Below are 26,211 nucleotides of genomic sequence, written 5' to 3' on the forward strand. Positions count from 1 at the left end.
ACTCGACCTTGGGCTACAGAGCACCGAACGAGTACGAGCGGCTAGCTGCCTAGACACCACTTATTGAGGTGTCCGGAGAAACTTGACCAGGCCAGTTGGTTTGGCGCTTGGATTCCAGCGTTTTGGGGTGGGTGGTGGGTGTGGGGGTTTTTGGCGTTGGGTTTGTGGAGATGGGCTGGGGGTTGGGTGGTTTATGGTAACAGGATATTACGCATAATGTATATTATGTTAAATATTGTTTCTGGCGATGTTCGAGCAGCACTGCCGCCTTCACCAACCCATAGCCCTTTCTTCAGAAAACCAGAGCTTCAACCCTATCAACGCATTACCTCCCAAACCTCTTCTTAAACATAGGCTGCAGCCCTATTCACAGATTCGGCTTAGTCGCTCTGCGAAGAGCGGCAGGAATAGCGCGGACTCAGCAACCTGCCACCAGACCTCGCTTTCATCCTGGTCGGTGGCTGCTAGTAGATTGTGGGCCAGAAACACTTCAAAGCCCGCCCTTGCTACCTTGTCCTCGGCGCTGAACTGATAAAGCCCCGCTTGTACAAGCAGCATCGCCTACACACTACAAAAACTTATGGTACGTGATGAAATGCGATTCTCTCTCGTAACCTAACGATTCATACAACGCCTGTGCAGCCCTGTTCGAGGTTGCAGTGTCCAGGCTGATGCGATGTGCCCCTTCCGATTTCAACAGGGCCGAGAGGTGATTCATCAACTGACGGGCATGCCCAGCCTTTCTTGCTTCGGGAGCGACGTAGAGATCGTAAAGCCAGAAAAAAGGCTTCATCTCCACAGAGCACAGCGCGGGGTAAAGCTGGGCGAATGCCAACGCGTTACCGGTTGAGCCCAGCCCAAGGAAAACTCTAGAACGGCTCATTTCTATGTTTGACCGAAGAAAATCCCCACACATCTTCAAGTCGTCTGGCTGCTCATAAAACTGGCGATACGCATTGAACAGAATGGCAGCGCTGTCCACGTCCTTGAGGGTGCATTCGATAATGTCCATGAAATCTCCAAACTTCTTAGGCTGTGTACGAAATTGATTGAAACGCAGGTTAGGCAAGGCGAAAACCGGCGAGGAAGCGGAGTTGACGGGTTGTCAATGAGCATTCCGAGCCGGTTTTCAACGCCGCATAAGCAAGTTTCAAGCGGTTTCGTACATAGCCTAGTGTGTAGTAACGGGCCAATTCTACGAAACAATCAAGGCTTCAACCACGACGGCCTGCACGCTGGGCAAGGGTAAACCCGCCCCAACCTACCCCATCACCCCCGCCAACCACTCCCCAAACACCTGGCACTGCTCAACATGCTGGCCGCCCACCCGAGGCACTACGAACCAATAAGCGCCCGCCACCGGCACCGCGGTGTCGAACAAGCGCACCAGCCGCCCGCTGGCGAGCGCGTCGGCGACCAGCAAGCTGCGGCCCAGCAGCACGCCGTGCCCGGCCAGGGCGATGTCGAGCAGCAGCCCGGCGTCGGTGTATACCGCGCTGGCGGTGGGCTCCGGCAGATCGAGCTGCGCCTGGTTGAACCACGGTGTCCAGGGGCTCCAGCTATGCCGCAACAGCGTGCAACGGGCCAGGTCGGCCGGTGTGCGGATGTTCAGGCTGTCGCGGTACGCCGGCGTGCACACCGGGAACGCCGCTTCCTCGAGCAACTTGGTCGCCTGGGCGCCGGGCCACTCGCCGTGGCCATGGCGAATGGCGGCGTGCGCATGTGGCGGCCCCAGTGGCACGATTTCCAGCCGCGCCTCCAGGGTGATGGCGATGTTCGGGTGCAGCGCCTGGAACTGCGCCAGCCGCGCCACCAGCCAATGGGAGGCCAACGACGGCAGTACGGCGATCCGCAAGGTGCAAGCGGCACCCTGCGCCGCGCCCGTGGCGAACGCCGCTGAAAGCAGGGCCAACGCCTGCCGGACCGCGCCCAGGTAGCGGCCGGCGGCTGCGGTGGGCTCCATTGCGTTGCCGCGGCGGGTGAACAACGGCTCGCCGACCTGGGCTTCGAGCTCGCGAATTCGGTGGCTGATCGCGCTATGGGTCACGCACAGCTCGTGGGCCGCGCGGGAGAAACTATTGAGCCGGGCCGCCGCTTCGAAAGCGCGCAGCGTGGCAATGGAAGGAAGGTGGGCCATGGCGGGATGTTATAAAAAGTAACATCCTCGTCCAAGCTTTTTCGTTGGTTCCGCTGGCGGGCGCCGGGGTACAACGCTTGCTCGCGGTGCGCCTGATGCGTGCTGCCCTTCAGTGAGCGGGAACCTGTGCGATGAACGACGAACAGCGGTTGATGGACGAAGCGGACCGCCGCGCCAGCGGCTACTTGCAGGGTATTGGCGGGCGGCGCCCCTACCCCGGGCCTGAAGCGCTGGCCGGGCTGGCGGCGTTCGACGAACCGCTGCCGCAACAGGGCCATGATGGCTTGGGCACCCTGGCACTGCTCGACCAGGCCGGCTCACCGGCCACGGTCGCCAGCAATGGCCCGCGTTATTTTGGCTTCGTGATCGGCGCTGCGCTGCCTGCTGCGGCCGCCGCCGACCGCTTGTTACTGGCCTGGGACCAGGCCGCCTCTACGTTTGACAGTTCTCCGGTGTCGGCCACGGTCGAGCGGGTGGCCGCGGCCTGGCTGCTGGAGATCCTCGACCTGCCGCGCGGCAGCGGCGTGGGCTTTGGCACCAGTGCCACCGCAGGCACCGTCGCCTGCCTGGCGACCGCCCGGCGCGCCCTGCTCGCCCGCGCCGGCTGGGACCTGGACCGCGACGGCTTGGCCGGCGCCCCGGCCATCAAGGTGGTGCTCAGCGCAACCGCGCACATTGCGGTGCGCAAGGCCGTGCGGGTGCTGGGCTTTGGTAGCGCCCAGGTCATCGAGGCGCCGGTGGATGCCTTCGGCCGGGTAGACCCGCAGCGTTTGCCCGCATTGGACGACCGTACCCTGCTGTGCCTGCAAGCCGGCGAAGTGAATACCGGCGAGTTCGACCCTTTCAGCGACATCATCCCGCACGCCAAGCGCGCCGGGGCTTGGGTACACGTTGACGGTGCCTTCGGCCTCTGGGCCCGGGCGTCTAGCCTGCACCCGTTGACCGCCGGCGTTGACGCCGCCGACAGCTGGACCACCGACGGCCATAAATGGTTGAACACCCCGTACGACGGCGCTGTGGCTGTGTGCCGCGACGCCGATGCACTGGCCCAGGCACTCAACAGCGACGCTGCGTATGCGCAGTCATCGCGCGATGCACAGAAAAACCTGACGCTGGAGTTTTCCCGGCGGCCACGGGGCATTGCCATCTGGGCCGCGCTGCGCACGCTGGGGCGGGACGGCGTGGCCGCCATGGTCGAGCAACATTGCGCGTACGCCTCGGCCTTGGCGCAAACACTGCGTGGCGCGGGCTTCGAAGTGCTCAACCGGGTGGTGCTCAACCAGGTCTTGGTGCGCTGCGCCGACGACGCCCAGACCGTGGCCGTGCGCCAAGCAGTCATCGACTCTGGCGCGGCCTGGTTCGGCGCGAGCCTGTGGCAGGGCCGGCCGGCGTTCAGAATCAGTGTTTCGTCATGGCGAACCGGGCCCGCAGACATGGCGCAGCTGGCCGCGGCGCTGACCCAGGCACTGCGGGCTTGCGCAGCCGAGCAGTAATGGCCGGCAACCTCAACCGGCACACCCTGGCGAACCGTTGAGCGGAGCGCTATAAAGCATCCATCTGTCACGCCTTGGGGGCCTTTGAAATGAAGCGAATGCTGGGTTTGGTGTTGGCGGTGCAGGCGCCCTACCTGCTGGCCGAAGCGTGCGACTGCCAAACGGTGATCGGGGCCTGCCAGGGCTCGATCGAGTTCGTCAAGGCCTATGGGTCCAAACCCAGCTTCGGCGCGGACCTAGTGGTGCACAGCTCGGAAAAGGGCTGTTCGAAGGTCGAGTACCAAGTCGGCGGCACGCCTTACCAAACCCTACTGGTGAACCGCAACAGTGAGCCGGAAAGCGTGTTTGGCACGTCTCCGGTCACCCCAGCTTCGGTGCAGTTCAAGGCGTGCAAGGTCTGCGCGCGAACCGGGGCCAAGCCCTCCAGCCCGGCTGCGACAGCGGCTGAGCCCAAGGCCTACGACCTCAGTGGTAGCTGGGCGTCGGTGCAAACCTGCAGTTGGGGCAGCGGTAATAGCACGATGACGATCAACTACAACCAATCCACCGGCTCGGTTGGCGGCAGGTTGGCGAATGCAGGCATCGATAGCGGCGCGATCCGTGGCAATCATGTACAGATTTCCGCGTCCAATTGGCTGGGTAACCGCATTGAGATGACTGGCGAGATCATCGACAGCCAGCACATGCGCGGCACCTATACCCAGAGCTCAAGCCGCGAGACCTGTAGCTGGGAGGCCTCCAAGGCGAACTGACGCCCCCCTCAGCCCCGCACCCAATACCCATACCCATACGCCCGGGCAAACCCAAGCTTCTCATACAGCGCGAAGGCCGCGGCATTGCCCTCGTTCACCTGCAAAAATGCCCCACGGGCCCCCTGCCCCCACCCCCAAGCCAACAGCTCACGGCATAACTGCCCAGCCAACCCGCGGCGCACAAACGCCGCGCCGGTGACGATGTCGAACAGCCCCAGTTGCGCCCCCACCACCACCCCAAGCCCACAGCACTGCGCGCCCTGCCCTTCACCTAGCACCGCCCACGCGGCGGGGTGCGCGATACGCTGCACGATCGCTTGGTGCGCCCGGGCCTCTTCGCTTGGCTGGCCACTCAACCGGGCAAACGTGCTGGCCCAGGGCGCGGGGCCGCTGAGCAACCGAATGCGTTGGGGGTTGCCCGCCGCCGGGGCCGGCAACGGCCGCCAGAGCACCTGGGACGCCCCGCCGTATCGATAACCGCGGCTCGCCAATACGCGCGCCAACCCTGCCACCTGCACCGTTGAGGTGACCCGCACCACCGGCCGCAAGCCGCGTGCCGCGAATTGCTGCTCGATAGCCGCCAGGTCCGCGTCGCTCAACGGCTGTGAGTGCTCGGTGCTGTTCAGGGAGTTGGCGCGTTGGGTGTAGCCGCTATCCAGGCGCAGCCGCCAGCCATTGATGTCGGCTTCGTAGTGCGCGGGCCAGGCGGCGAAGGCGGCGTCTTCGAGGGTTTGCATGGGGGTACTCATGGCTGTTTCAGGCAGAGCTGGTTAGTTGATCACAATAAGCCTATCGCCCGGCGTAAGCAGCGCACTGTGCGAGGCACCACAAACGCTGTAGAAGCCGCGCTTGCGCGCGATGGCGTATTACCCTTCGCGCGCAAGCGCGGCTCCTACAATGTGAGGTGCGCCCCGCCCCTATTCGCCTGCAGCGATCATTGTCGCCCCTAGTTGCCATAGATGATTTGTTTGTAGCGGCGCTGGTACTCCTCATAACTCAACGACTTGTCCTGTTGCAACGCGTCAATCCGGGCCTGCGTTGCGAGCGGATCCGCTGCGGGTGCCGGAGAAGCATCAACGCGAGCCACGGGAGGGCGTGCCGTGTCTCCGGCAAGGGCGCAAGCCTTCACTGCGCGGACGCTCTTCAGCCGTGACAAGCGTTGGTTCGCACTGTCCAGTGCACTGCTTTTCTCCATCACATTGCCGATGCCAAAATCTCCCATGAAGGACAGTACTGAACGACCGTCAAAGCGGCTTTCGTCATTCACATGGTTGATGAAGCCCTCTACCTTGGCCTGCTCCAGGTCAATTTCGCGGCATGTCATTGTGCTGGCTTCGAACGTTGTGAGGTCGGGTTGCCTGCCGTAGTTTTTCGTGGAACACCCCGTTGTCGCAGCGGCGATCATTAACAAAACGCAACACCAGTTTTTTCTGATTTCCATATGTCCCTCCCGGAATGCTTGATCTGTGTATCGTCCAAAGAGGGTTGGGCTTTAGCGTCGACGCCAGGCACTGAGACGGTGGTGGCTGGCATCTGCGGTAATCCGGGTTCAGGCGCCTGAGGCGTTGTGTAAGAGGCCGAATAGGTAGAAGGTCAACTCGCCGTAATGGTGTTCACTTAAGCAATCTCAGGGTTCCGTGGCCGGGTTCAACCTGTGAACGCTGAGGGTTTAGTGCACAAGCTTCAGGGCCCATCGCCCGGCCCAGCCGGCGTGCCGGACCACGGCCTCCCAGCCGATTTGTGTGATCCTCGCAACCGGCGGCCAACTGTGCTCCAGCAACATCCCCCCCCACGCCAACCACCAAGGAGGCCCCATGGATCTCACCCCCATCGTCACCGCCCTGCGCCAGGCGCAACACGTTGTGGTCTTCACCGGCGCGGGTGCCTCCGCTGAAAGCGGCATCCCCACCTTCCGCGATGCGCTGAGCGGGCTATGGGCACGCTTCGACGCCACCAAGCTCGCCACCGCCGAGGCGTTCCGGGCCGACCCCAGCCTGTGCTGGGGCTGGTACGAGTGGCGCCGGCGCAAGGTGCTGCAGGCCCAACCGAATGCCGCCCATCAAGCCATCGCCCAACTGGCCCGCCACGTGCCGCGGCTGACGGTGATCACCCAGAACGTCGACGACCTGCACGAACGCGCCGGCAGCGCGGGGGTGATCCACTTGCATGGCAGCCTGCACGCGCCGCGCTGCCTCGACTGCGGCCAGCCATACCGCGCCGCGCTGCCCTCCGCGGCCCTCGCCGAAGGTGGCTGCCGAATCGAACCGCCGCGCTGCGCGGCCTGCCAGGGCTACGTGCGGCCGGGGGTGGTGTGGTTCGGTGAGCCGTTGCCCGAAGCCCAGTGGGCGGCCGCCCTTGATGCCGCGCAGGGGTGCGATCTGTTACTGTCGGTGGGTACGTCCGGGCTTGTTTACCCAGCAGCCGAGCTGCCGCTGCAAGCCTTGAGGTGCCGCGCCACGGTGGCGCACATCAACCCGCAACGCTTTGCGGTCAGCGCCCAGGCGTATTTTCTGCAAGGCGCCGCGGGCGCGGTGATGGCGGCATTGCTGGCGCAAGCGTTCGCGTGAATGCTGGAAGCTGGGCAGGCCGATGCCTGCCTGTTTTACCCAAACATGGAATGATTCAATGAAGTTGCACCACCTGCTGGCCCCCTTCGCTGCCCTACTGCCCTGCACCACTGCCCTGGCCGCCACCCCTGCCCTGCAAGGCTTTCTTGGCTGTGGCGAAAACTCCCTCGCGGTCATCACCCAGCCCGGCCTCAAGGAACGCATTCCCAGTACGCTCAGCCACGGCAAACTCACCCTGAGCGGCGGCAGCAAGACCGACATGGGCCAGCGCTGGATGTTCGCCACGCCGGTGGCTGTCGACGGCGTGACCCTGACCGGCTTTTTCGCTGAAGACCAGACCCTGCTGGGGTCGCGCATCATTGGTTGGGGGTTCTACACCCAGCAGGCACCCAAGGCGCTGTACGCGCAGTTGAACACACTGCCCGGCAGCAACCTGCAAGCGCTGAACGGTATCTACGCCCGCCCGCAGATCTGGTCGCATAAACAGGCCACCTGGGTGGCGGAAACCGGCGACGACACCGCCGGCAAATTAGTGACCGACACCGCGGAACGGATATTGATGGTCGAACCCGCGCCGGAAGGCGCCGGCCAGGGCAGCCAAGGCATGATCACCTGTTCGGTGCAGGGCACGGTGAGCGCGGCGATGCTCAAGAGCACACGGCCTGACCTGGCGGAATAAACCCGCCAGCGGCAGAGGCGCGTGACGCCTCTGCCCGGCCCACCCACGCACAGGCCTTTATTTCCCCTCGCCCCCCTCCTACACTCGGCAAAACGATCCGCCAGCACCCTTCCCCCTAGCCGCGTCACTCCTGCGGGTACTTCCCATGCGCGCACCTGTTTACCTCACCTGTACCGCCCTCAGCCTGCTGGCACTGCTCAGCTTCCCCGCCCACGCCGAATGCATGGGCACGATGTCCGGGCGGGTCACCAGTTGCGACAACGGCACCCCAGCGGCGGGCAACACCACCAACAGCGCGATCAATGCGCTGACCAACATGGGCAACTTTTTGCAAGACCGCGCCGACCAGCAAGCCGCCCAAGAGCAGGCCGCCCGCGACGCCGCCGATGCCAGGGCCGCGGGGCAGGCGGCGCAGTTCAACGGCTACGCCGACAGCGTCAGCAACAGCGACTGGGAAGCCCAGGCCCAGGCGGCCCAGGGGCAGCAGTCGCCCAAGCGCGGGGCGGTCAACTGCAACTGCACGCGCACCGTGGGCCAATGCCAGGCGACCATCAGCCAACTGAAGAAAACCGGCAAAACCGGTTACCAGTTCCGCCTGGCCTCCACCGAGGCGCAGTGCTCACGGGTGACCTACTACCTCGACAACACGCCCTACCTGAGCGTGCTCAACGGCAAGTCGGTGTCGATCGAGCAGGTGTCGAGCCTCAAGCCGGTGCGCCTGGAGCAACTGGGGGTCGACCGTTGCGAGGTGTGCGCCCAGCAGTAGGCGCTACTTTTGCAGGCTTTTTTGCAGCGGCGCGGCCACCGGCGCGCCGCGGCTGTTGACCATGCAATACAACGCCCCCGCCAGCACCAGGCCCATCGCCCAGCTGATATCCGCTCCCAGCCACTGCGCGACGAAGCCGGTATAGAACGACAGCTTCATGAACGGCACGGTGCCGATGATCGACACCGCGTACACCGCCAACGTGCGCCGGTTGAAGCGGCCATAACGCCCCTGCGGCTCATACAGCGCGCCCACGTCGTAGTGGCCGCGGCACACCCAGTAGTAATCCACCAGGTTGATCGCGCTCCACGGGATCAGCAAATACAGCTGGCCGATGAGGATGTCGGAGAAGAACGTGTCGAAGCGGTACTGGGTGGCGATGGCGATCAGCGTGGCGGCCACGCTGAGCGCGGCCATCACCAGCGCCTTGGCGGTATGGGTCACGTACTTGAGGCCCCCGAAGGCGCCGAAGATGGTCACCGAAGACATATAAGCGCTATACAGGCACAGCACGTTGTACTGGATCACCCCCAGGGCGATCACCGCCAACGCCAGCGGCGCCCAATGCCCGAACAGGCCAGCGATCGCCGTGGCCGGGTCGTGCGCGAGCGCCGCCGGGATCGCCAGGCCGAGCAGCGCGCCCAGCGCCATCATCGCGAACGAGCCCAGCGCGCAGCCGCCGTAGGTACTCCAGAAGGTTGCGCGGGTGCTCACACTGGCCGGCAGGTAGCGCGAATAGTCGGCCACGTAGGGGCCGTAGCCCAGCGTCCACGACGCGGCCTGGGCGATCACCAGGTTGAACGCGGCAAAGCTGAAGCCGGCCACCGGCAGTGGGCCCGCCGCGGCGCCGGCCGGGTGCATGAGGATCAACCCCAGGGCGCTTGCGAACACCAGGGTGGAGAGCAGGCTCATCCAGGCGCCGAGGCGGTGGATCAACTCATAACCAACAAAGCCGATGATGAAGGTCAACACCCCCACCAGCACGATCGCCTGATTGTCGCTCATCGGCAGCAGGGCCTTGAGCGCGTCGCGCATCAGCACGCCGCTGGCGGCGAGGAACAGCACCGCCGCGGTGACCATCACCAGCAACGGAATGGCCGCGCCGTACACGCCGAACTGGGCGCGGCTCTGGATCATCTGCGGCACACCGAGTTGCGGGCCCTGGGCCGAATGGGCGGCCATGAACACGGTGCCGATCAAGTTGCCGAGCAACAAGCCCAGCAAGGTGTAGCCAAAGCTCAGCCCGGAGGCGGTGCCGACCATCAACGCGGTGATCTGGAAGTTCGAGCTAAACCAAATGGTGAACAACCGCCGGGGGCGGCCGTAACGCTCGTTGTGGGGAACAAATTCGATACTGCGCTTTTCCAGCTTCACGCCAGCCCTCCCGCTTGATTTTCTTGATTATCAGATAGTTGGCGAATGGTCTTTGGCCTGTGCGCGAACAACGCATAGCGGGTTGCGCCATGTGCGCCACCGGCTTGAACGTACTGTATGCCTACAAATTCAGCCTCTCTGTCACTCTTTGGTCCATAAAAAAGCCGTTAGGGTTCAAGGCTTTATTCATGAACTCGCCTCGGCATAACCGAAATCGTGCGTCGCTGGAGAACAAGGCTGAAGATTTCTGATCAGGGGGGGCTGGGCCGATTAGCCTGTTGCCTGCAGGGCACCTCGCCCGGCACAGCCGGCCTCCCACGGGTTCTGTGTTGCCCATTAAATCAAAGACTTACGCAAATCTCTTGTGGGAGGCCGGCTGTGCCGGGCGAAGGGCCCTGAAGCTCAGGCACTGGAGCATCAAGGTTCATATGTTGTTCCCAGCCCTGAAGCACTGAAGTGGCTTAAGTGAACAGCACTCCGGCTGCACCGGGCAAAGGGCCCCAAAGCCCATGCGCAACCCCCCACCCCTGCTATGCTCAGCACTGTCGGTGTGCCATCACCGGAGGTCGCTGATGTCGAACGTACCGGCGTTACTGTTCGCCTCCCCCGTGCTGCTCGGCATGTGCATCCTGCTGGCCTGCGCGGTGGCCAGCACCAGCATCCTGTACTTCTGCCGCCCCACTCAGGGCCCGGGCTGCTGGGCCGCCTGCTGCTGGTTGCTGCTGGCCAGCTACGGCGGTTTTCTGTTCGACCTGCTCGATGGCCAACTCACCCTGGGCTGGCTGACCAACCTGCTGCTGGTCGCCGGCCAGGCGATGATGATGCTCGGGGTGTTTCGCTTCCTTCAGCGGCCGCTGCCCAAGCTGCTGCTGCCCGCCGCGCTGATCGCCCAGGCGCTGGTGGAATATGCCCGGCTGCAACCGGGCGCTAGCCAGCCGTGGGGGGATGCCGGCTACTGCCTGATCATCGTCGCGCTGGCGGCCACCGTGGGCAGCATCCTGCTGCGCGACCCGGCCGGCGGTGAGGTGCGTGCGGTGCGCTTGTTCATTTTTGGCTCGTTGCTGGCCTACGGGCTGGCGCATTTGGCGCGCATGGCGGTGGCGTTGTCCGGGGTGGCGCCGCAGGTGTTCCCGCAGGCGTCGATCCCGCTGTTGTCGTTCTTCACCGGCTTGCCGTTCCTGATCATCGCGCTGGTGGCGCTCACCGCCATGAGCCTGCACCGGATCCTCGCCCACAGCCGCGTGCACGAGGCCAGCGCCCGGGCCAACCTGCACCGCTTCGAGCAACTGATGAGAATCAGCAGCGCGGCCACCCTGCTGCTGCGCCATGGCGCCATCGAAGACAGCAACCCCAAGCTCGGCGAGCTGTTCGGCTGCCGCCGCGAGGGCTTGCACGGCCTGCCCTTCGAGGTGCTGTTCCAGCCCAGCACCGAGCCACCGCCACTTACCCCGGGCCAGCCCTACCACCGGGTGGCGGTGCGCGCCGACCACACCACCTTCCAGGCCGAGGTGCTGTTGCTGGAACTGGACGACGAACAATGCCTGGCCGAGGTGCGCGACGTCAGCCGCCAAAAGAAGCTCGAAACCCAGCTGACCCAACTGGCCAACGCCGACCCGCTCACCGGTGCGCTGAACCGCCGGGCCTTCAACCAACGCTTCGAACTGGCCCGGCAGCAGCCTGGGCCGCTATGCCTGGCGCTGCTCGACCTTGACCATTTCAAGCGCATCAACGACCACTTCGGCCACGCCGTGGGCGATGAAGTGCTGATGGCCTTCGCCCGCCTGTGCCAGGCCGAAGCGCGCCAGGGCGATGTGTTCGCCCGGGTCGGTGGCGAGGAGTTCGTGTTCCTGCTGCCGGGCTGCGAGCTGGCCGATGCCCAAGGCTTTTTGGCCCGCCTGGCCGAGGCCCTGGCCGGCACCAGCATCAGTGGCCTGCCGAAGGGGCTGGCGGTGGGTTTCAGTGCCGGCGTGACCGCATGCCCCGCCGGCCTCGCGCTGGACGCCGCGTTGAAACGCGCGGACCAGGCGCTGTACCGGGCCAAGGCCAATGGCCGTGGCCGTGTCGAGCATTGCTAAGCCAACGCCCCCTGCTCGCGCGCCGCGAACGCTGCGTCATCGTGCAGGGCCACCCGTTCGATCCGCGGGATCACCACCAGGTAACTGAACACCCCGAGCACGCAGTGGGCCGCCACGTAGAACAGCGCCGCCTCGTAGCCGCCGGTGATGCCGACGATGTAGCCGATCACGATCGGGGTGACGATGCTGCCGATGTTGCCCACGGTGTTGAACACCGCGCCGCTGAGGCCGGTCAGGCGTTTCGGCGAAGCGTCGGCGATGCACGCCCAGCCAATCGCGGCAAAGCCCTTGCCGAAGAACGCCACGGCCATCAACGGCACCATCAGCCACAGCGATTCCACGTAGTTGCACAGCACCAGCGAGGCGGCCATCACGAAGCCGACCAGCGCCGGCAGCTTGCGCGCCCAGGTCAGCGAGACCCCGCGCTTGAGCATGTAGTCCGAGGAAATCCCCGACAACAGCCCACCGAGGAACCCGCACACCGCCGGCAGCACCGAGATGAACCCCACCTGGAGGATGTCGAGGTGGCGCGCCTGCACCAGGTACAGCGGGAACCAGGTGATGAAGAAGTAAGACATCGAGATGATGCAGTACTGGCCCAGGTAAATGCCCAGCAGCATGCGGTTGCGCAGCAGGTCCTTGAGGTACTTGAGCTTCGGCGAGCGGTCGGCGCGGCCTTGTTCGTCCATGTGCACCAGGCCGCCACCCTGTTCGATGTAGTCGAACTCGGCCTGGTTGATGCCGGGGTGGTCCTTGGGCGTGTGGATCGCCTTGGCCCAGCCCAGGGCCAGCACAAAGCCTACCCCGCCCATGAACAGGAACACGTACTCCCAGCCAAAGCGGTGCACGATAAAGCCCATGATCGGCGAGAACAGCACCACCGCGAAGTACTGCGCCGAGGCGAAGATCGAGGTGGCCATGCCGCGCTCCGCCGCCGGGAACCACGACGCCGCCAGCCGGCCGTTGGCCGGAAACGCCGGGGCCTCCACCAGGCCCAGCATCAAGCGCAGGAAGAACAGCATCATCACCGCCGTGGTCGCCTCGAAGCCACCCACGAACGCCTGCAAAAAGGTCATCGCCGACCACAGCAGCAGGCTCATGCCGTAGATGGTTTTCGAGCCGTAACGGTCAAGCAGCCAGCCACCGGGGATCTGCCCCAGCACGTAAGACCAGCCAAAGGCGGAAAACACGAAGCCCAGGGCCACCGGCTTGAGGTCGAGGTCCGCCGAGAGCGACGCCCCGGCAATGGACAACGCGGCGCGGTCGGCGTAGTTGAGCGAAGACACCACGAACAACATGGCCAAAACATAGAAGCGAGTGCGTGTGCGCTTTTCAGCGGGCATCGTCGGGTTCCCTTTCTTATTGGTTCTTATAGAGGCTTGCCTACAGCGTTGCCGGCCCATCATGCGCGGGGCCAGTGCACCGGTCTAATTCAAAGAGGCTTTGCTTTGATACCTGGATTGGATCAATGCGCGAGGGGGGCAGGCTGTGAGCGTTGTTAATTCCGTGCATGAGCTTCAGGGCCCTTCGCCCGGCACAGCCGGCCTCCCACCAGATCTGTGTTGTGTTTGATTTCCGGGACGGCCGGCTGTGCCGGGCGAAGGGCCCTCAAACCTTGGCCTTGACCCGCCGCAACCCGTGGATCCCCGGCGTTTCATGGCGCCCCAGGTAACCGCCGAGCTTGCCCACCGAGGCGTGCATCTCCACCTGTTCGTTGTCCTGCAGGATCACCACCCGGTGGCTGCCGACGAAATCGCCGTCGAAGCTCATCGAGTATTCATCGATCGCCAGGCGCTCGCCCGGTGCCAACCGGGCCACTGGGGCGATGCCGTCGGCGAAGGCGCTGGCGGCGGTGCTGTAGTCGGTGATGCCGTCTTCGGCACTGGCGAACGCATACAGGCGCCGGCCGATGTACACGATCGGCTGGTTGGTGCGGTTGACCAGGTACAACGGCTGCCGGTCGCTGCAGTGGGTCATGTAGGCCACCGCCAGGTACAGCCCCTCGCCCACCTGCGCCAGGCGGGCGTCGAGGGCTGCCGCGGCGAGGGTGTCGGCCAGCGCCGCGCGGCGCGCGGCCAGTTCCGCGAAGAGGTCGTCATCGCCGAGGGGGCGGCTGCCGAGAAACGCCTCCAGCGCATCGCAGGCGGCGCACAGGCGGCAGTAACGGGCCAGGTGTTCGGCGAAACGCTCCGCCACCGAAGGTGGCAGCTCTGCCTGCCGCGCAGCGGTGGCGGAGAGTACGAGGTCCTGGATTTGGCGGTGCATTGCACAGGGTTCCTTGTTCGAGAGTATGGCCTAGCCTAGCGCACGGATGCGGCAATTTGCTTGCTGCCAGGGGCGCTCACGGCAAGCACCTTAAGATATAACCAAACAAACTTTCCAGCGCCCTTGACTCGCCGTTTACGGTCTACCCATCGCCTGCCCGCGCAGGCTTGGCCCCTGACCGGACAAGCGCCCGATGACCCTGCTTTCTCCCCTTCCACCGCCGCACGCCCTCCCCGGCTTCGATGAACAACTGGCACATCTCACCGCGCAACTGGCCGCCAGCGCCGCGGCGGTCGACCGCCAGGCGGAATTTCCCCACGGCAACTTCGCCCTGCTGCAGCGCCATGGCCTGCTGGGCCTGACCGTGCCGCGCGCCCTCGGCGGCGCCGGGGCGGATTTACACAGCGCGCGCAAGGTGATTGCCGCCGTGGCCCGCGGCGAGCCCTCCACGGCGTTGATTCTGGTGATGCAGTACCTGCAGCACCACCGCCTGCAAGACGACACCCGCTGGCCGCTGCACCTGCGCGAGCGCCTGGCTCGCGAAGCGGTGCAGCAAGGCGCGCTGCTCAACGCCCTGCGCGTTGAACCAGAACTCGGCAGCCCCGCCCGCGGCGGCCTGCCCGGCACCGTGGCGCGGCGCACGGCCGAGGGCTGGCGGCTGAGCGGCACGAAAATCTACTCCACCGGCAGCCATGGCCTGACCTGGCTGGTGGTATGGGCCCGCAGCGACGACGCCGAACCGCTGGTGGGCGGTTTTCTGGTACACAAGTGCAGCCCTGGGGTGCGCATCGTTGATGAGTGGGACCACCTCGGCATGCGCGCCACCTGCAGCCACCGGGTGGAGTTCGACGATGTGTTGCTGCCCCTCGACCACGCCGTCAGCACCGCCCCGGCCAACGGCCCGCGGCCGGCGCTGGAGGGCGACGCGCTGCTGTGGATGAGCGTGCTGTTGCCCACGGTGTACGACGCCGTGGCGCGCGCCGCCCGCGACTGGCTGGTGCAGTTCCTGCACAGCCGGGTGCCGGCCAACCTCGGCGTGCCGCTGGCGAGCCTGCCCCGCTTGCAGGAGCTGCTGGGGCAGATCGACACCTTGCTGTTCACCAACCAGGCCCTGCTCGACAGCGCCGCCGCCGGCCAGCTGCCGCTGGCCAACGCCGGGCAGCTCAAGCAACGGGTCACCGCCCAGGCGATTGCCGCGGTAGAGCTGGCAGTGCAAGCCGCCGGCAACCATGGCCTGAGCCGGCGCAACCCGCTCGAACGGCACTACCGCGACGTGCTCTGCGGGCGCGTGCACACGCCCCAGGACGACAGCGTGTTCGCCGCCGCCGGCCGCGCCGCCTTGCAGCCGGAGGCGCAGCCATGAGCGTGATCGCCAGCCAACTGCCCGCCGCCGACAACGCCCTGCTGCGCGCGCGGCTGCCGGGCCATGAGGTGATCGACCTGGCCACCGGCGCGTTCAGCGCTGAGCACGCCGAGGTGTTGATCCTGCGCCCGCTGAACGTGCGCGGCCAGCGCCTGGACCACGCCCCGCCCGGCTGGCCGTGGTCGCTGCGCTGGGTGCAGTTGGTCAGCTCGGGCATCGATTACTACCCCGCCTGGTTGTTCGGCGAGGTGCCGGTCAGCAGTGGCCGTGGCAGCAATGCCGAGCAGGTGGCCGAGTTCGCCCTGGCGGCGATCTTCGCCGCCGCCAAGCAATTGCCCGGGCTCTGGGTCAAGGATGACCAATGGCGCTTCAGCCCGTTGCAGCCGGTGCGCGGCAGCACCCTTGGCATTCTTGGCTTTGGCAGCATCGGCCAGGCCCTGGCGGCCAAGGCGCTGGCCCTGGGCATGCGCGTGCTCGCCCACGGCCGGCCCGGCCAGCCGCTGGCCGAGGTGCCTGGGGTCAGCGCGGCGGCCAGCCTCGAGGCGCTGTTCCAACACAGCGACCACCTGGTGCTGGCCGCGCCGCTGACCGCGCACACCCGGGGCCTGGTGGGCGCGCGCTTGCTCAGCCAGGCCAAGCCCGGGCTGCACCTGATCAACATCGCCCGCGGCGCCCTGCTCGACCAGCAGGCCCTGCTCGCGGCGCTGGAGCGCGGCCTGCTCAGCCGCGCCACGCTGGATGTGACCGAGCCAGAACCGTTGCCCGCCGGGCACCCGTTGTACCAGCACCCGCGGGTGTTTATTTCGCCGCACACCTCGGCGCTGAGCAGCGATGGGCTGGCCGGCTTCGTCGAGGCCTTTGCCGGCAATTTCGAACGTTTCAGCCAAGGCCAGGCGCTGCACAACCTGGTCGACCCACAACGCGGGTACTGAGCCCCACCCCTCGCAAGGAGCCTTTGATGACTGCCCTGAACCGCATCACCCCGACCACCCAGAGCGTGCGCGAGCGCGTCAGCGCCGAAGAATGGGAGGTGCGCGTGGCCCTCGCCGCCGCCTACCGCGCCGCCGCCCTGTACCGTTGGACCGACCACATCTACACCCACTTCTCCGCCCGCGTGCCGGGGCCGGAGGAGCACTTCCTGATCAACGCCTTCGGCTTGCTGTTCGATGAAATCAGCGCCTCGAACCTGGTCAAGGTCGACGTCGACGGCACCCTGATCGACGACCCGCTCGGCTATGGCATCAACCAGGCCGGCTATGTGATCCACAGCGCCATCCACCGCGCCCGGCCCGACCTCAAGGCGGTGCTGCACACCCACACCCGCGACGGCGCGGCGGTGTCGGCGCAAAAAAATGGCCTGCTGCCGCTGTCGCAACACGCCCTGGCCTACTACAGCCGGGTGGCCTACCACGAGTACGAGGGCGTGGCCCTGGACCTCGACGAACAACAGCGGCTGGTGGCCAACCTCGGCGAGAGCAATATTCTCATCCTGCGCAACCATGGCCTGCTCACCGGCGGCGCCAGCGTGCAACACGCCTTCCGTGAACTGCACGGGCTGGAGCGTGCCTGCAGCATTCAGATCGCCGCCCAGGCCGGTGGCAACGAGGCGTTGCTGTTCGCCCCGCCGGCGGCAATCGCCAAGGTGCACGAGCAAATCAGCGCCGCGCGCAACCGCGACAGCAGCGGCATCGACCGCCACTGGGCCGCCGTACTGCGCGAAGTCGACCGGCAGGGCCAGGGCTACAAGGACTGACCATTAGCTTATAAGCAATAACTCTTTCACAGCCTTGTAAAGCTTACCTAAGGTCATAACCCAGCCTACCCCACCCGGTGGCGGCACCCTTTCAACCCTTGCCCAGAGGTGCCGGCTACCGCCTGCTCGCGTGCCTTGGGTGCTTACACGAACACTGAAGGAGCAACACCCATGAGCCTGGAATTCATCGGCCTGGTCGGCCCCCGCGAAAGCAGTGAATCGGTCGCCCCCCACGGGCCTGTGGTCGACCTCCCCTTCATCAAGGCCTTCGCCCAGGCGCAGGAATACGCCGGCTTCGACCAGGTACTGCTGGCCGTGCACACCTCCTCGCCAGACTCCCTGGTGCTGGCCAGCCAGGTCACCGCAGTGACCGAAAAACTCGGCGTATTGATCGCCCACCGCCCGGGGTTTCAGGCGCCCACCTTCGCTGCCCGCCAGTTCGCCACGTTGGACCAACTCAGCCAAGGCCGGGTGGCGCTGAACATCATCACCGGCGGCGACAGCGGTGACCTGCAGCGCGATGGCGACTTTCTCGACAAAGACGCCCGCTACGCCCGCACCAGCGAATACCTCGACGTGGCCAAGCAGGTGTGGAACGCCAGCACGCCGTTCGACCACCGCGGCGAGCATTACCAGGTGGAAGACAACCTGACCCAGGTCAAGCCGGTCAACGGCATCCCGCTGTACATCTCAGGCGCCTCCGACGCCGCCGTGGAGGTCGCCGCCAAACACGCCGACGTGTACATGATGTGGGGCGAGCCGCTGGCCCAGGTGCGCGAGCGCATCGCCAAGGTGCGCCAGGCCGCGGCCAAGTACGGCCGTGACAAACACATCCGCTTCAGTTTGTCGTTGCGGCCGATTCTCGGCGCCACCGAAGCCGAAGCCTGGGCCCGCGCCGACCGCATTCTCGAAGACGCCAAGGCCAATGCCCAACAGAGCCGTGGCCACCGCCGCGAGCGCAACGTCGGCAAGAGCAACGCCGGCTCCGAACGCCTGGTCGAGCTGGCCAGCCAGCGCAAGGTGCACGACCAGCGCCTATGGACTGAAATCGCCGCGTTGACCGGCGCCGCCGGCAACTCCACCTCGCTGGTGGGCACCGCCGAGCAGGTGGCCGAAGCGGCGCTTGAGTACTACAAGCTGGGCGTGAGCACGTTCCTGTTCCGCGGCTTCGACCAACTGCGCGATGCGGTGGAATACGGGCAGTTCTTGCTGCCGGAAATCCGCGCCCAGGTGGCCGCCTACGAACAACAGGCGAAGGTGCGCCATGGCTGAAGCACTGCGGCTGGACCGGCTGCGCCGGTTCGTCACCGCGCTGGGCGAGTACCTCGCCAGCGCACCTAGCGAGGCGGCGATCCTCGACCACGGCGGGCAACTGCTGGCCGAGCTGGTGCGTTTCGATGACTGGCTGCCGGCGGCGTTCGCCCAGCCCAGCGCGGAGCGCTACCAGCAGTTTCTGCTGCACGCTGACGCGCAACAGCGCTTCAGCGTGGTCAGCTTCGTCTGGGGCCCGGGCCAGCGTACGCCGCTGCACGACCACCGCACCTGGGGCCTGATCGGCATGCTGCGCGGCGCCGAAGACGCGCAGAACTTCGTGCGCGATGCCCACGGCGCGCTGCTGGCCGATGGCGCCCCTGTGCGCCTGGTGCCCGGCCAGGTCGAGGCGGTGTCGCCCACGGTGGGTGACATCCATCAGGTCAGCAATGCCTACAGCGACCGCGTGTCGATCAGTATCCACGTGTACGGCGCCAACATCGGCGCGGTCAAGCGCGCGGTGTACCTGCCGGACGGCAGCGAAAAACCGTTTATTTCCGGCTACTCCAACACCCTGTTGCCCAATTTTTGGGACCTGTCCAAAGAGATCACCCCATGAGCCAGTTCCCCCTTCGCACCTACGCCCAGCTTCGCGCCGAGTTGCTCGCGCGGCGTGAAACCGCCCTGCTCGACGTGCGCGAAGAAGCCCCCTTCGCCGAAGCCCATCCGTTGTTTGCGGCGAACATCCCGCTGTCGAAGCTGGAGATCGAGGTGTACGCGCGCATCCCCCGCCTGGAGACCCCCGTCACCGTTTACGACAACGGCGAAGGCCTCGCCCTGCTGGCCGCGCAGCGCCTGCGGGCGCTCGGCTACCGCGATGTGGCGCTGCTCGACGGCGGCCTCGCCGGCTGGCGCGCGGCCGGCGGTGAGCTGTTCATCGATGTCAACGTGCCAAGCAAGGCCTTTGGCGAACTGGTCGAGCACGAACGGCACACCCCGTCGCTGGCCGCCGAGGAGGTGCAAGCCCTGCTCGATGCCAAGGCCGACGTGGTGGTGCTCGACGCCCGCCGCTTCGACGAATACCAGACCATGAGCATCCCCGGCGGGGTCAGCGTACCCGGCGCCGAGCTGGTGCTGCGGGTGGCGCAGTTGGCGCCCAACCCGAGCACCCAGGTGATCGTCAACTGCGCCGGGCGCACCCGCAGCCTGATCGGCACCCAGTCACTGGTGAATGCCGGCATCCCCAACCAGGTCGCGGCGCTGCGCAACGGCACCATCGGCTGGCTGCTCGCCGGGCAAACCCTGGAACACGGCCAGCAGCGCCGCCATGGCGCCACCGAAGAGCCGCAGCGCCAGCAAGCCGCCGAGCGCGCCCGGCGGGTGGCCGACCGCGCCGGGGTGGCGAGGCTTTCCGCCAGCGGCCTGGCGGCCTGGCAAGCCGCCGCTGAGCGCACCACCTACCTGTTCGACGTGCGCGGCGAAGACGAATACCAGGCCGGCCACCTGCCCGGCAGCCGCCCGGTTCCGGGTGGGCAACTGGTGCAGGAAACCGACCACGTGGCCAGTGTGCGCGGCGCGCGCATCGTGCTGGTCGACGACGACGGCGTGCGCGCCAACATGAGCGCCTCGTGGCTGGCGCAAATGGGGTGGGAGGTGGCGGTGGTCGACGGCCTGGCGGCCGAAGCCTTCAGCGAAACCGGCGCCTGGCAGCCACCCCTGCCGGCGGTGCCGCAACCCCCGAGCATCAGTGCGGCGGAGCTGCAAGGCCTGCTGGCGCAACCTGGCACCGTGCTGCTGGACTTCACCACCAGCGCCAACTATGTAAAACGGCACATCCCCGGCGCCCACTGGGCGATCCGCGCGCAACTGGCCCAGGCCCTGGAAAACCTGCCGCTGGCCGAGCGCTACGTGGTCACCTGCGGCAGCAGCCTGCTGGCGCGCTTCGCCGCGCTCGACCTTGCCCAACGGGTACAGCAACCGGTGCAGGTACTCGAAGGCGGTACCGCCGCCTGGATCGCCGCCGGCCTGCCACTGGAGGCCGGCGAAAGCCACCTGGCGGTGCCGCGCAGCGACCGCTACCGCCGCCCCTATGAGGGCACCGACGCCCCCCGTGAAGCGATGCAGGCCTACCTCGACTGGGAGTTTGGCCTGGTGGCGCAACTGGGCCGCGACGGCACCCACCACTTCCGCAGCGTCTGACGCCGGGCCAGCCCTGGCCCCGCGCGCACCTGCCCCAACGATCAATCCCGGCCGCCCCTGTGAGGGGGCGGCACGGCCCCCTTTTGCAAGGAATGCCCATGCCCACACACCGAACACCGCACCGCGCCCTCACCCTGCTCGCCCCGCTGGCCCTCGCCCTGAGCCTGGGCGCCTGCGGCAACAACACCGCGGAACCCGCCAGCAAAACCCTGCGCATTGCCTTCTGGGGCGACAACACCAACCTGGTCAGCATCGACCCGTTCCAGGTGTACTGGCTCGAGCACCGGGTGGTGCTGCGTAACGTGGCCGAGTCACTCACCGACCAAGACCCCGACAGCGGCAAGATCATCCCCTGGCTGGCCGAACGTTGGGCGGTCAGCGCCGATGCCCGTGAGTACACCTTTTACCTGCGCCAGGGCGTGACCTTCAGCGACGGCAGCGCCTTCGACGCCAACGCGGTGAAAACCGCCTTCGACGCCGACAAAGCCTTTGCCAGCAAGCTGCCGAGCACCTTCGGCGCCACCTACCTGGCCGGCTACGACCACGCCGAGGTGATCGACGCGCACACCGTCAAGCTGGTGCTGAGCACGCCTAACGCTGGCTTTTTGCAGGCCACCTCGACCACCAACCTGGCGATCCTCGCCCCGGCGTCGTACGCGCTCAGCGCCGAAGAGCGCTCCAAGGGCAAGATCATCGGCACCGGGCCGTTCGTGATCGACCACTACACCCCGGAAAAAGACCTCAAGCTGGTCAAGCGCAAAGGCTACGCCTGGCCCTCGGCGAACATGGCCAACCCCGGCGAGGCCCACCTCGACGCGGTGGAAGTCAGCTACATCCCCGAAGACAGCGTGCGCAACGGGCTGTTCCTGCAGGGCAAGGCCGACATCCTCTGGCCGCGCTACCCGTTCTCCGAGGTCGACCTCAAGCTGCTGCAATCGAAGAACGCCGTGTTGCAAAGCCGCTCGCTGCCCGGCCCGGCCTGGAACCTGTACCCCAACACCCGCAACGGGCGCATTCTCGGTGACCTCAACGTGCGCCTGGCGCTGAGCAAGGCGATCGACCGCGGCAGCTACGCGCGCACCGTGTACAACCCGCAGTTCCCGGTGGTCAAGGGGGTGTACGACGTGACCACGCCGTTCTTCCGCGACCAGAGCGCCAAGCTCGGCTTTGACCCGGCCGCCGCCGCCAGCCTGCTCGACGGCGCCGGCTGGGCGCTTGGCGAGGGCGGCTACCGCTACAAAGGCGGCCAGCGTTTGAGCTTGGTCTACAACGTGCCGGTGAAGGAAACCGCCGGCGATGTGCTGATCCAGGACCAACTGCGCAAGGTCGGCATCGAGCTCAAGCTGAAGGTGCAAACCAAGGCCGAATGGGCCGCCACCAACGCCTCGGGCAACTACGACCTGACCAACACCTACATGACCCGCGCCGACCCGATCATCCTGCAAACGGTGCTCGACCCGCGCAGCGCCAACAGCTCGACCCTGGCCACCAACACCTACACCGCCGCCACCCTGCCCAAGGCCGAGGCGTTGTTCGACCAAGGCCTGACCGCCACCCAGAGCGCCCAGCGCAGCGACGCCTACGGCCAGTTGCAAGACCTGCTGATCGACCAGGGCTCGGCGATCCCGGTGTACGAGCGGGTGTGGCAGGCGGCGACCGCGCCGCGGGTGAAGCACTTCAAATGGACCGCCGAGGGCTTTGCCCTGCTGGGTGACATCGAGGTCACGCCATGACCCGCTACCTGCTCGGCCGCGTCGGCCAGGCCCTGCTGGTGCTATGGGGGGCCTGGACGATCACCTATTTCATTCTCTACCTGCTGCCCGGAGACCCGCTGGCGATCATGCTCAGCGCCGCCGGCATGGAGGTCGACGCCATGAGCCCGGAGGCGCTGGCCAAGGCCCGCGCCTACTACGGCCTGGACCGCGGCGTGCTGGCGCAGTATGGCCATCTGCTGTGGGGCATGCTGCACGGCGACCTGGGCCAATCCCTGACCCTGGCGCGGCCGGTGACCGCGGTGTTGGCCGAGCGCCTGCCGCAAACCCTGGCGCTGGCCGGCTGCGCCATCGTGCTGTCGCTGGCCGGCGGCATCGGCCTGGCCTACCTGGCCGCGTACATCCGCTGGCAGCCGCTGAAGGTGGCGTTGGCGCGGTTGCCGGCGCTGGGGTTTTCGGTGCCGGTGTTCTGGATGGGCTTGTTGTTCATCCAGGTGTTCGCCTTTGGCCTGGGCTGGTTCCCGGCCACTGGCAGCGACGGCTGGGCCAGCCTGGTGCTGCCGGCGGTGACCCTGGCGATCCCCAGCGCGGCGGTGTACGCCCAGGTGCTGCAGCGCGGCTTCGCCGGGGTGTGGCGCGAGCCGTACATCGCCACCGCCTTTGCCAAGGGCCTCAGCCGCGCCCAGGTGCAGGCCCGCCACGGCCTGCGCAACGCCGCGCTGCCGCTGCTCACGCTGGTCGGCCTGCAGGTGGGCAATACCGTGTCCGGGGCGGTGCTGGTCGAGACCATCTTCGCCCGCAATGGCGTTGGCCGGCTGGTGCAAGAGGCGGTGCTGCGCCAAGACATCCCCCTGGTGCTGGCAGTGGTGGCGGTGTCGGCCGCCGCCTTCGTGCTGGTGAACCTGATCGTTGACCTGCTTTACCCCATCCTCGACCCGCGCATCACCCACGCCGCGAAGGTGACCTGACCATGCCCACACTGCTCGATACCCCCCTGCCCTGGCGCCCACGCCGCCGCCTCGCGCGCCTGGGCGACGCGCTCACGCCGCTGCTGCGCCGGCCCGGCTTCGTGCTGGCCGTGGCGCTGGTGCTGTTCGCCCTGCTGGCCGCGCTGGCACCGGGGTTGTTCAGCCACTTCGACCCCTACGCCACCCAACCCGCGCAGATGCTCCAGGCGCCGGGCGCGCAGCATTGGTTCGGCACCGATGAGCTGGGCCGCGACCTGTACACCCGGGTGGTGTATGGCGCGCGCCTGTCGATGCTCGCCGCGCTTGGCGCGGTGGGCCTGGCGCTGCTCTGCGGGCTGGGCCTGGGGATCCTCTCCGGGTTTATCGGCGGGCGCCTGGATGCGGCGATCATGCGCCTGGTCGATGTGCTGCTGGCCTTGCCGGGGCTGCTGCTGGCGCTGGCGATCGTCACCGCGATCGGCTTCGGCACCCTGCCGGTGGCGATTGCCGTGGGCGTGGGGATCATCCCTGGCTTCGCCCGCACCACCCGCGCCGAAGTGCTGCGGGTGAAAACCCTGCCCTACGTGGAAGCCGCGCGGCTCGCGGGGGCGAGTTGGGGCAGCACCTTGCTGCGGCATGTGCTGCCCAACGCCTGGGGCCCGGTGGCAGTGCTGGCCACCCTCGATGTGGGCGCGGCGATCCTTGCCACTGCCGGGCTCAGCTTCCTCGGCTTTGGCGCCGAGCCACCCGCGGCCGAATGGGGCACGCTGATCGCCAACGGCCGCCAGTTTCTGATCACCGCGCCGTGGGTGTCGCTGCTGCCTGGGCTGTTCGTGGTGCTGGTGGTGTTCAGCCTCAACCATATCGCCCGCACCCTGGAGGAAACCCAACGATGAGCACGCCGCTGATTGAACTGCGCAACCTGGCGATCAGCTACCGCGCCGGCCGTGACACCACCCACGCCGTACGCGGGCTGAACCTGAGCATCGAGGCCGGGCAAACCCTGGCGATCGTCGGTGAAAGCGGCTCGGGCAAAACCACCCTGGCCAACGCCCTGTTCGGCCTGCTGCCGGCCAGCGCGCGCATCACTGGCGGCAGCCTGCGGATCGCCGGGCAAGACCTCACCCAGGCCAGCCAGCGCGCCTGGCAAGCGGTACGTGGGCAGGTGTTGGGGCTGGTCCCGCAAGACCCAATGGTCAGCCTCAACCCCACCCAGCGCATCGGCCGGCAGATTGCCGAAAGCCTGCTGCAGGCCCACGGCCGGCGCTACCCTGGGGTGAATGCGGGCGTGCTCGAACTGCTCGCCCAGGTCGGCCTGGACCAACCCGCGCTGCGCGCCCGCCAGTACCCCCATGAGCTTTCGGGCGGCATGCGCCAGCGGGTATTGATCGCCATCGCCCTGGCCGGCAACCCGCGCTTGATCGTGGCCGACGAGCCCACCAGCGCCCTCGACGTGACCGTGCAGCGGCGCATTCTCGACCACCTCGAACAACAGGTGCAGGCGCGCGGCATCGCCCTGGTGATCATCACCCACGACCTCGGCGTGGCCGCCGACCGGGCCGACCGGGTGCTGGTGATGAAACACGGCGAGGCGGTGGAATACGGCACCCCGGCCCAGGTGCTCAACCACCCCAGCCACCCCTACACCCGGCAACTGCTCGCCGCCGCCCCGGCCTTTGCCGCCGCCCCGGCACCGCCCGCGCCACGCCCGGCCAGGCCCGGCGAAGCGCCGCTGCTCAGCCTGGAGCAGGTGAGCAAGCGCTACCGGCTGCCGGGTGGCGGGCATTTCGATGCGCTCAAGCAGGTGAGCTTGCACGCCTGGGCCGGGCACACCCTGGCGATCGTCGGCGAAAGCGGCTCCGGCAAAAGCACCACCCTGCGCCTGGCCCTAGGCCTGGACACACCTGACCACGGCCGGGTGCGCTACGGTGAAGAGGACATCACTGGCTACCCCTGGAACCGCCTGCGCCCGCTGCGCGAGCAGGTGCAACTGGTGCAGCAGAACCCCTTCGCCGCGCTCAATCCCCGGCACACGATATTCCAGTGCGTGACCGAGCCGTTGAGGGCCTTTGGCCGCGCCAAGGGGGCGGCGTTGGTGGCGGCCGCGGTTGCCCTGATGGACCAGGTGCGCCTGCCGCGGGCCTACCTCGACCGCCTGCCCCGGGAGCTTTCTGGCGGCCAGCGGCAACGGGTGGCGATCGCCCGCGCGCTGGCGCTCAAGCCGCGTTTGCTGTTGCTCGACGAGCCGGTGAGCGCGCTGGATGTGTCGGTGCAGGCGCAGATTCTCGAGCTGCTCGGCGAGCTGCAGCGCGAGCTGGGGCTGGCCTACGTGCTGGTGTCCCATGACCTCGCGGTGGTGCGCAGCCTGGCCCACCAGGTGCTGGTGCTGCGCCAGGGCGAGGTGGTCGAACAGGGCCCGGCGGCGCAGGTATTGGGGCAGCCACAGCACCCCTATACCCGCGAGTTGCTGGCGGCGATCCCCGGGCAGCGGCGGCAGCTGCCCGTTGCGCGCCAGGCTTGAGGGCCCTTCGCCCGGCACAGCCGGAGTGCCGGACCACGTCCCCCCACGGGTTCTATGTTGCCCAGTAAATCAATTACTTACAAAAATCCGGTGGGAGGCCGGCTGTGCCGGGCGAAGGGCCAGTCAGGTCATGCGCTCAGTAAAACCATTTGAACAAACCAGGGATTTTTATCCTCAATTCAGCGCCCTGATTGCTTAAGTGAACAGCACTACGGCACAGCCGCCCACGGATTGAACTGGAGCTATAGGAAGGGCATGAGGGTTGCTCTTGCTCTTGCTCTTGCTTTTGGTGCGCGATCGCCCAGGCGCCGCCGAACGCGCGATTCGGGAGGCCGAGTGGAGGTGTCGCGGAAGGGG

General features: G+C 66.7%; 23 protein-coding genes. 16 read left to right on the plus strand and 7 right to left on the minus strand.

Annotated features, from left to right (window positions below):
• Nucleotides 1-568: 568 nt before the first annotated feature.
• On the minus strand, nt 569-1,012 hold the full coding sequence (locus ACFZCE_RS26495) for a GNAT family N-acetyltransferase (protein ID WP_390943520.1): 444 nt from the start codon (nt 1,010-1,012) through the stop codon (nt 569-571).
• Between the two features lie 249 nt (nt 1,013-1,261).
• Nucleotides 1,262-2,137 carry a LysR substrate-binding domain-containing protein gene (locus tag ACFZCE_RS26500; RefSeq protein ID WP_390943521.1) on the minus strand — a complete coding sequence of 292 codons (876 nt, stop codon included), beginning with the start codon at nt 2,135-2,137 and terminating at the stop codon, nt 1,262-1,264.
• Nucleotides 2,138-2,268: 131 nt separating this feature from the next.
• On the opposite strand from ACFZCE_RS26500, the gene ACFZCE_RS26505 reads away from it, so the two are divergent.
• Together ACFZCE_RS26505 and ACFZCE_RS26510 are read left to right on the plus strand one after the other, a co-directional pair.
• A complete protein-coding gene (locus ACFZCE_RS26505; RefSeq protein ID WP_390943522.1) occupies nt 2,269-3,630 on the plus strand; it encodes an aminotransferase class V-fold PLP-dependent enzyme in 1,362 nt (453 codons plus the stop codon).
• Nucleotides 3,631-3,719: 89 nt separating this feature from the next.
• A complete protein-coding gene (locus ACFZCE_RS26510) occupies nt 3,720-4,382 on the plus strand; it encodes a hypothetical protein (protein ID WP_390943523.1) in 663 nt (220 codons plus the stop codon).
• A gap of 8 nt (nt 4,383-4,390) precedes the next feature.
• On the opposite strand, the gene ACFZCE_RS26515 is transcribed toward ACFZCE_RS26510, so the two are convergent.
• Together ACFZCE_RS26515 and ACFZCE_RS26520 are read right to left on the minus strand one after the other, a co-directional pair.
• Entirely contained in the window at nt 4,391-5,131 is a 741-nt protein-coding gene (locus ACFZCE_RS26515; RefSeq protein ID WP_390943524.1) for a GNAT family N-acetyltransferase, read from the minus strand.
• A gap of 197 nt (nt 5,132-5,328) precedes the next feature.
• A complete protein-coding gene (locus ACFZCE_RS26520; protein ID WP_390943525.1) occupies nt 5,329-5,823 on the minus strand; it encodes a hypothetical protein in 495 nt (164 codons plus the stop codon).
• A gap of 373 nt (nt 5,824-6,196) precedes the next feature.
• Between ACFZCE_RS26520 and ACFZCE_RS26525 the strand changes: the two genes are divergently transcribed.
• From ACFZCE_RS26525 to ACFZCE_RS26535, 3 genes are all read left to right on the plus strand, one after another.
• Complete coding sequence (locus ACFZCE_RS26525) at nt 6,197-6,949, plus strand: NAD-dependent protein deacylase (protein WP_390943526.1); 753 nt, start codon at nt 6,197-6,199, stop codon at nt 6,947-6,949.
• Between the two features lie 58 nt (nt 6,950-7,007).
• Entirely contained in the window at nt 7,008-7,628 is a 621-nt protein-coding gene (locus ACFZCE_RS26530; protein ID WP_390943527.1) for a hypothetical protein, read from the plus strand.
• 145 nt (nt 7,629-7,773) lie between these two features.
• Nucleotides 7,774-8,394 carry a hypothetical protein gene (locus ACFZCE_RS26535; protein ID WP_390943528.1) on the plus strand — a complete coding sequence of 207 codons (621 nt, stop codon included), beginning with the start codon at nt 7,774-7,776 and terminating at the stop codon, nt 8,392-8,394.
• Between the two features lie 3 nt (nt 8,395-8,397).
• Here ACFZCE_RS26535 and ACFZCE_RS26540 read toward each other — a convergent pair whose 3' ends face one another.
• Nucleotides 8,398-9,768 (minus strand): cytosine permease, encoded by a 1,371-nt coding sequence (locus ACFZCE_RS26540; RefSeq protein ID WP_390943529.1) that lies wholly within the window; start codon nt 9,766-9,768, stop codon nt 8,398-8,400.
• Nucleotides 9,769-10,340: 572 nt separating this feature from the next.
• On the opposite strand from ACFZCE_RS26540, the gene ACFZCE_RS26545 reads away from it, so the two are divergent.
• Complete coding sequence (locus ACFZCE_RS26545; protein ID WP_390943530.1) at nt 10,341-11,843, plus strand: diguanylate cyclase; 1,503 nt, start codon at nt 10,341-10,343, stop codon at nt 11,841-11,843.
• Here ACFZCE_RS26545 and ACFZCE_RS26550 read toward each other — a convergent pair.
• A complete protein-coding gene (locus ACFZCE_RS26550; RefSeq protein WP_390943531.1) occupies nt 11,840-13,186 on the minus strand; it encodes a D-galactonate transporter in 1,347 nt (448 codons plus the stop codon). The two genes, ACFZCE_RS26545 and ACFZCE_RS26550, sit on opposite strands and share 4 nt — an antisense overlap.
• A 265-nt stretch (nt 13,187-13,451) precedes the next feature.
• Entirely contained in the window at nt 13,452-14,108 is a 657-nt protein-coding gene (locus tag ACFZCE_RS26555; protein WP_390943532.1) for a hypothetical protein, read from the minus strand.
• Nucleotides 14,109-14,301: 193 nt separating this feature from the next.
• Between ACFZCE_RS26555 and ACFZCE_RS26560 the strand changes: the two genes are divergently transcribed.
• From ACFZCE_RS26560 to ACFZCE_RS26605, 10 genes are all read left to right on the plus strand, one after another.
• On the plus strand, nt 14,302-15,471 hold the full coding sequence (locus ACFZCE_RS26560; protein WP_390943533.1) for an acyl-CoA dehydrogenase family protein: 1,170 nt from the start codon (nt 14,302-14,304) through the stop codon (nt 15,469-15,471).
• Nucleotides 15,468-16,403 (plus strand): NAD(P)-dependent oxidoreductase, encoded by a 936-nt coding sequence (locus ACFZCE_RS26565; protein WP_390943534.1) that lies wholly within the window; start codon nt 15,468-15,470, stop codon nt 16,401-16,403. The genes ACFZCE_RS26560 and ACFZCE_RS26565 overlap by 4 nt, the downstream gene beginning before the upstream one ends.
• A gap of 26 nt (nt 16,404-16,429) precedes the next feature.
• Nucleotides 16,430-17,224, plus strand: coding sequence for a class II aldolase/adducin family protein (locus tag ACFZCE_RS26570; RefSeq protein WP_390943535.1), 795 nt, complete (start codon nt 16,430-16,432; stop codon nt 17,222-17,224).
• 171 nt (nt 17,225-17,395) lie between these two features.
• Nucleotides 17,396-18,496 (plus strand): LLM class flavin-dependent oxidoreductase, encoded by a 1,101-nt coding sequence (locus ACFZCE_RS26575; protein WP_390943536.1) that lies wholly within the window; start codon nt 17,396-17,398, stop codon nt 18,494-18,496.
• A complete protein-coding gene (locus tag ACFZCE_RS26580) occupies nt 18,489-19,094 on the plus strand; it encodes a cysteine dioxygenase (protein WP_390943537.1) in 606 nt (201 codons plus the stop codon). The genes ACFZCE_RS26575 and ACFZCE_RS26580 overlap by 8 nt, the downstream gene beginning before the upstream one ends.
• On the plus strand, nt 19,091-20,674 hold the full coding sequence (locus ACFZCE_RS26585) for a rhodanese-like domain-containing protein (protein WP_390943538.1): 1,584 nt from the start codon (nt 19,091-19,093) through the stop codon (nt 20,672-20,674). Before ACFZCE_RS26580 ends, ACFZCE_RS26585 begins: the two co-directional genes overlap by 4 nt.
• Nucleotides 20,675-20,772: 98 nt before the next feature.
• Nucleotides 20,773-22,407: an ABC transporter substrate-binding protein gene (locus ACFZCE_RS26590; RefSeq protein ID WP_390943539.1), complete on the plus strand. Its 1,635-nt coding sequence runs from the start codon at nt 20,773-20,775 to the stop codon at nt 22,405-22,407.
• On the plus strand, nt 22,404-23,354 hold the full coding sequence (locus ACFZCE_RS26595; protein ID WP_390943540.1) for an ABC transporter permease subunit: 951 nt from the start codon (nt 22,404-22,406) through the stop codon (nt 23,352-23,354). The genes ACFZCE_RS26590 and ACFZCE_RS26595 overlap by 4 nt, the downstream gene beginning before the upstream one ends.
• Nucleotides 23,355-23,356: 2 nt before the next feature.
• Nucleotides 23,357-24,229: an ABC transporter permease subunit gene (locus tag ACFZCE_RS26600; RefSeq protein ID WP_390943541.1), complete on the plus strand. Its 873-nt coding sequence runs from the start codon at nt 23,357-23,359 to the stop codon at nt 24,227-24,229.
• Nucleotides 24,226-25,854 (plus strand): dipeptide ABC transporter ATP-binding protein, encoded by a 1,629-nt coding sequence (locus ACFZCE_RS26605; protein WP_390943542.1) that lies wholly within the window; start codon nt 24,226-24,228, stop codon nt 25,852-25,854. Before ACFZCE_RS26600 ends, ACFZCE_RS26605 begins: the two co-directional genes overlap by 4 nt.
• Nucleotides 25,855-26,211: the final 357 nt, after the last annotated feature.

The sequence above is a fragment of the Pseudomonas sp. NPDC007930 genome (assembly GCF_042958985.1).
In the GTDB taxonomy this organism is placed as follows: Bacteria; Pseudomonadota; Gammaproteobacteria; order Pseudomonadales; family Pseudomonadaceae; genus Aquipseudomonas.

Excerpts from the sequence above, each read along its gene's own strand:
- ACFZCE_RS26495 (WP_390943520.1), bottom strand. The coding sequence starts at position 1,012 with ATGGACATTATCGAATGCACCCTCAAGGACGTGGACAGCGCTGCCATT.
- ACFZCE_RS26500 (WP_390943521.1), bottom strand. The coding sequence starts at position 2,137 with ATGGCCCACCTTCCTTCCATTGCCACGCTGCGCGCTTTCGAAGCGGCG.
- ACFZCE_RS26505 (WP_390943522.1), top strand. The coding sequence starts at position 2,269 with ATGAACGACGAACAGCGGTTGATGGACGAAGCGGACCGCCGCGCCAGC.
- ACFZCE_RS26510 (WP_390943523.1), top strand. The coding sequence starts at position 3,720 with ATGAAGCGAATGCTGGGTTTGGTGTTGGCGGTGCAGGCGCCCTACCTG.
- ACFZCE_RS26515 (WP_390943524.1), bottom strand. The coding sequence starts at position 5,131 with ATGAGTACCCCCATGCAAACCCTCGAAGACGCCGCCTTCGCCGCCTGG.
- ACFZCE_RS26520 (WP_390943525.1), bottom strand. The coding sequence starts at position 5,823 with ATGGAAATCAGAAAAAACTGGTGTTGCGTTTTGTTAATGATCGCCGCT.
- ACFZCE_RS26525 (WP_390943526.1), top strand. The coding sequence starts at position 6,197 with ATGGATCTCACCCCCATCGTCACCGCCCTGCGCCAGGCGCAACACGTT.
- ACFZCE_RS26530 (WP_390943527.1), top strand. The coding sequence starts at position 7,008 with ATGAAGTTGCACCACCTGCTGGCCCCCTTCGCTGCCCTACTGCCCTGC.
- ACFZCE_RS26535 (WP_390943528.1), top strand. The coding sequence starts at position 7,774 with ATGCGCGCACCTGTTTACCTCACCTGTACCGCCCTCAGCCTGCTGGCA.
- ACFZCE_RS26545 (WP_390943530.1), top strand. The coding sequence starts at position 10,341 with ATGTCGAACGTACCGGCGTTACTGTTCGCCTCCCCCGTGCTGCTCGGC.
- ACFZCE_RS26550 (WP_390943531.1), bottom strand. The coding sequence starts at position 13,186 with ATGCCCGCTGAAAAGCGCACACGCACTCGCTTCTATGTTTTGGCCATG.
- ACFZCE_RS26555 (WP_390943532.1), bottom strand. The coding sequence starts at position 14,108 with ATGCACCGCCAAATCCAGGACCTCGTACTCTCCGCCACCGCTGCGCGG.
- ACFZCE_RS26560 (WP_390943533.1), top strand. The coding sequence starts at position 14,302 with ATGACCCTGCTTTCTCCCCTTCCACCGCCGCACGCCCTCCCCGGCTTC.
- ACFZCE_RS26565 (WP_390943534.1), top strand. The coding sequence starts at position 15,468 with ATGAGCGTGATCGCCAGCCAACTGCCCGCCGCCGACAACGCCCTGCTG.
- ACFZCE_RS26570 (WP_390943535.1), top strand. The coding sequence starts at position 16,430 with ATGACTGCCCTGAACCGCATCACCCCGACCACCCAGAGCGTGCGCGAG.
- ACFZCE_RS26575 (WP_390943536.1), top strand. The coding sequence starts at position 17,396 with ATGAGCCTGGAATTCATCGGCCTGGTCGGCCCCCGCGAAAGCAGTGAA.
- ACFZCE_RS26580 (WP_390943537.1), top strand. The coding sequence starts at position 18,489 with ATGGCTGAAGCACTGCGGCTGGACCGGCTGCGCCGGTTCGTCACCGCG.
- ACFZCE_RS26585 (WP_390943538.1), top strand. The coding sequence starts at position 19,091 with ATGAGCCAGTTCCCCCTTCGCACCTACGCCCAGCTTCGCGCCGAGTTG.
- ACFZCE_RS26590 (WP_390943539.1), top strand. The coding sequence starts at position 20,773 with ATGCCCACACACCGAACACCGCACCGCGCCCTCACCCTGCTCGCCCCG.
- ACFZCE_RS26595 (WP_390943540.1), top strand. The coding sequence starts at position 22,404 with ATGACCCGCTACCTGCTCGGCCGCGTCGGCCAGGCCCTGCTGGTGCTA.
- ACFZCE_RS26600 (WP_390943541.1), top strand. The coding sequence starts at position 23,357 with ATGCCCACACTGCTCGATACCCCCCTGCCCTGGCGCCCACGCCGCCGC.
- ACFZCE_RS26605 (WP_390943542.1), top strand. The coding sequence starts at position 24,226 with ATGAGCACGCCGCTGATTGAACTGCGCAACCTGGCGATCAGCTACCGC.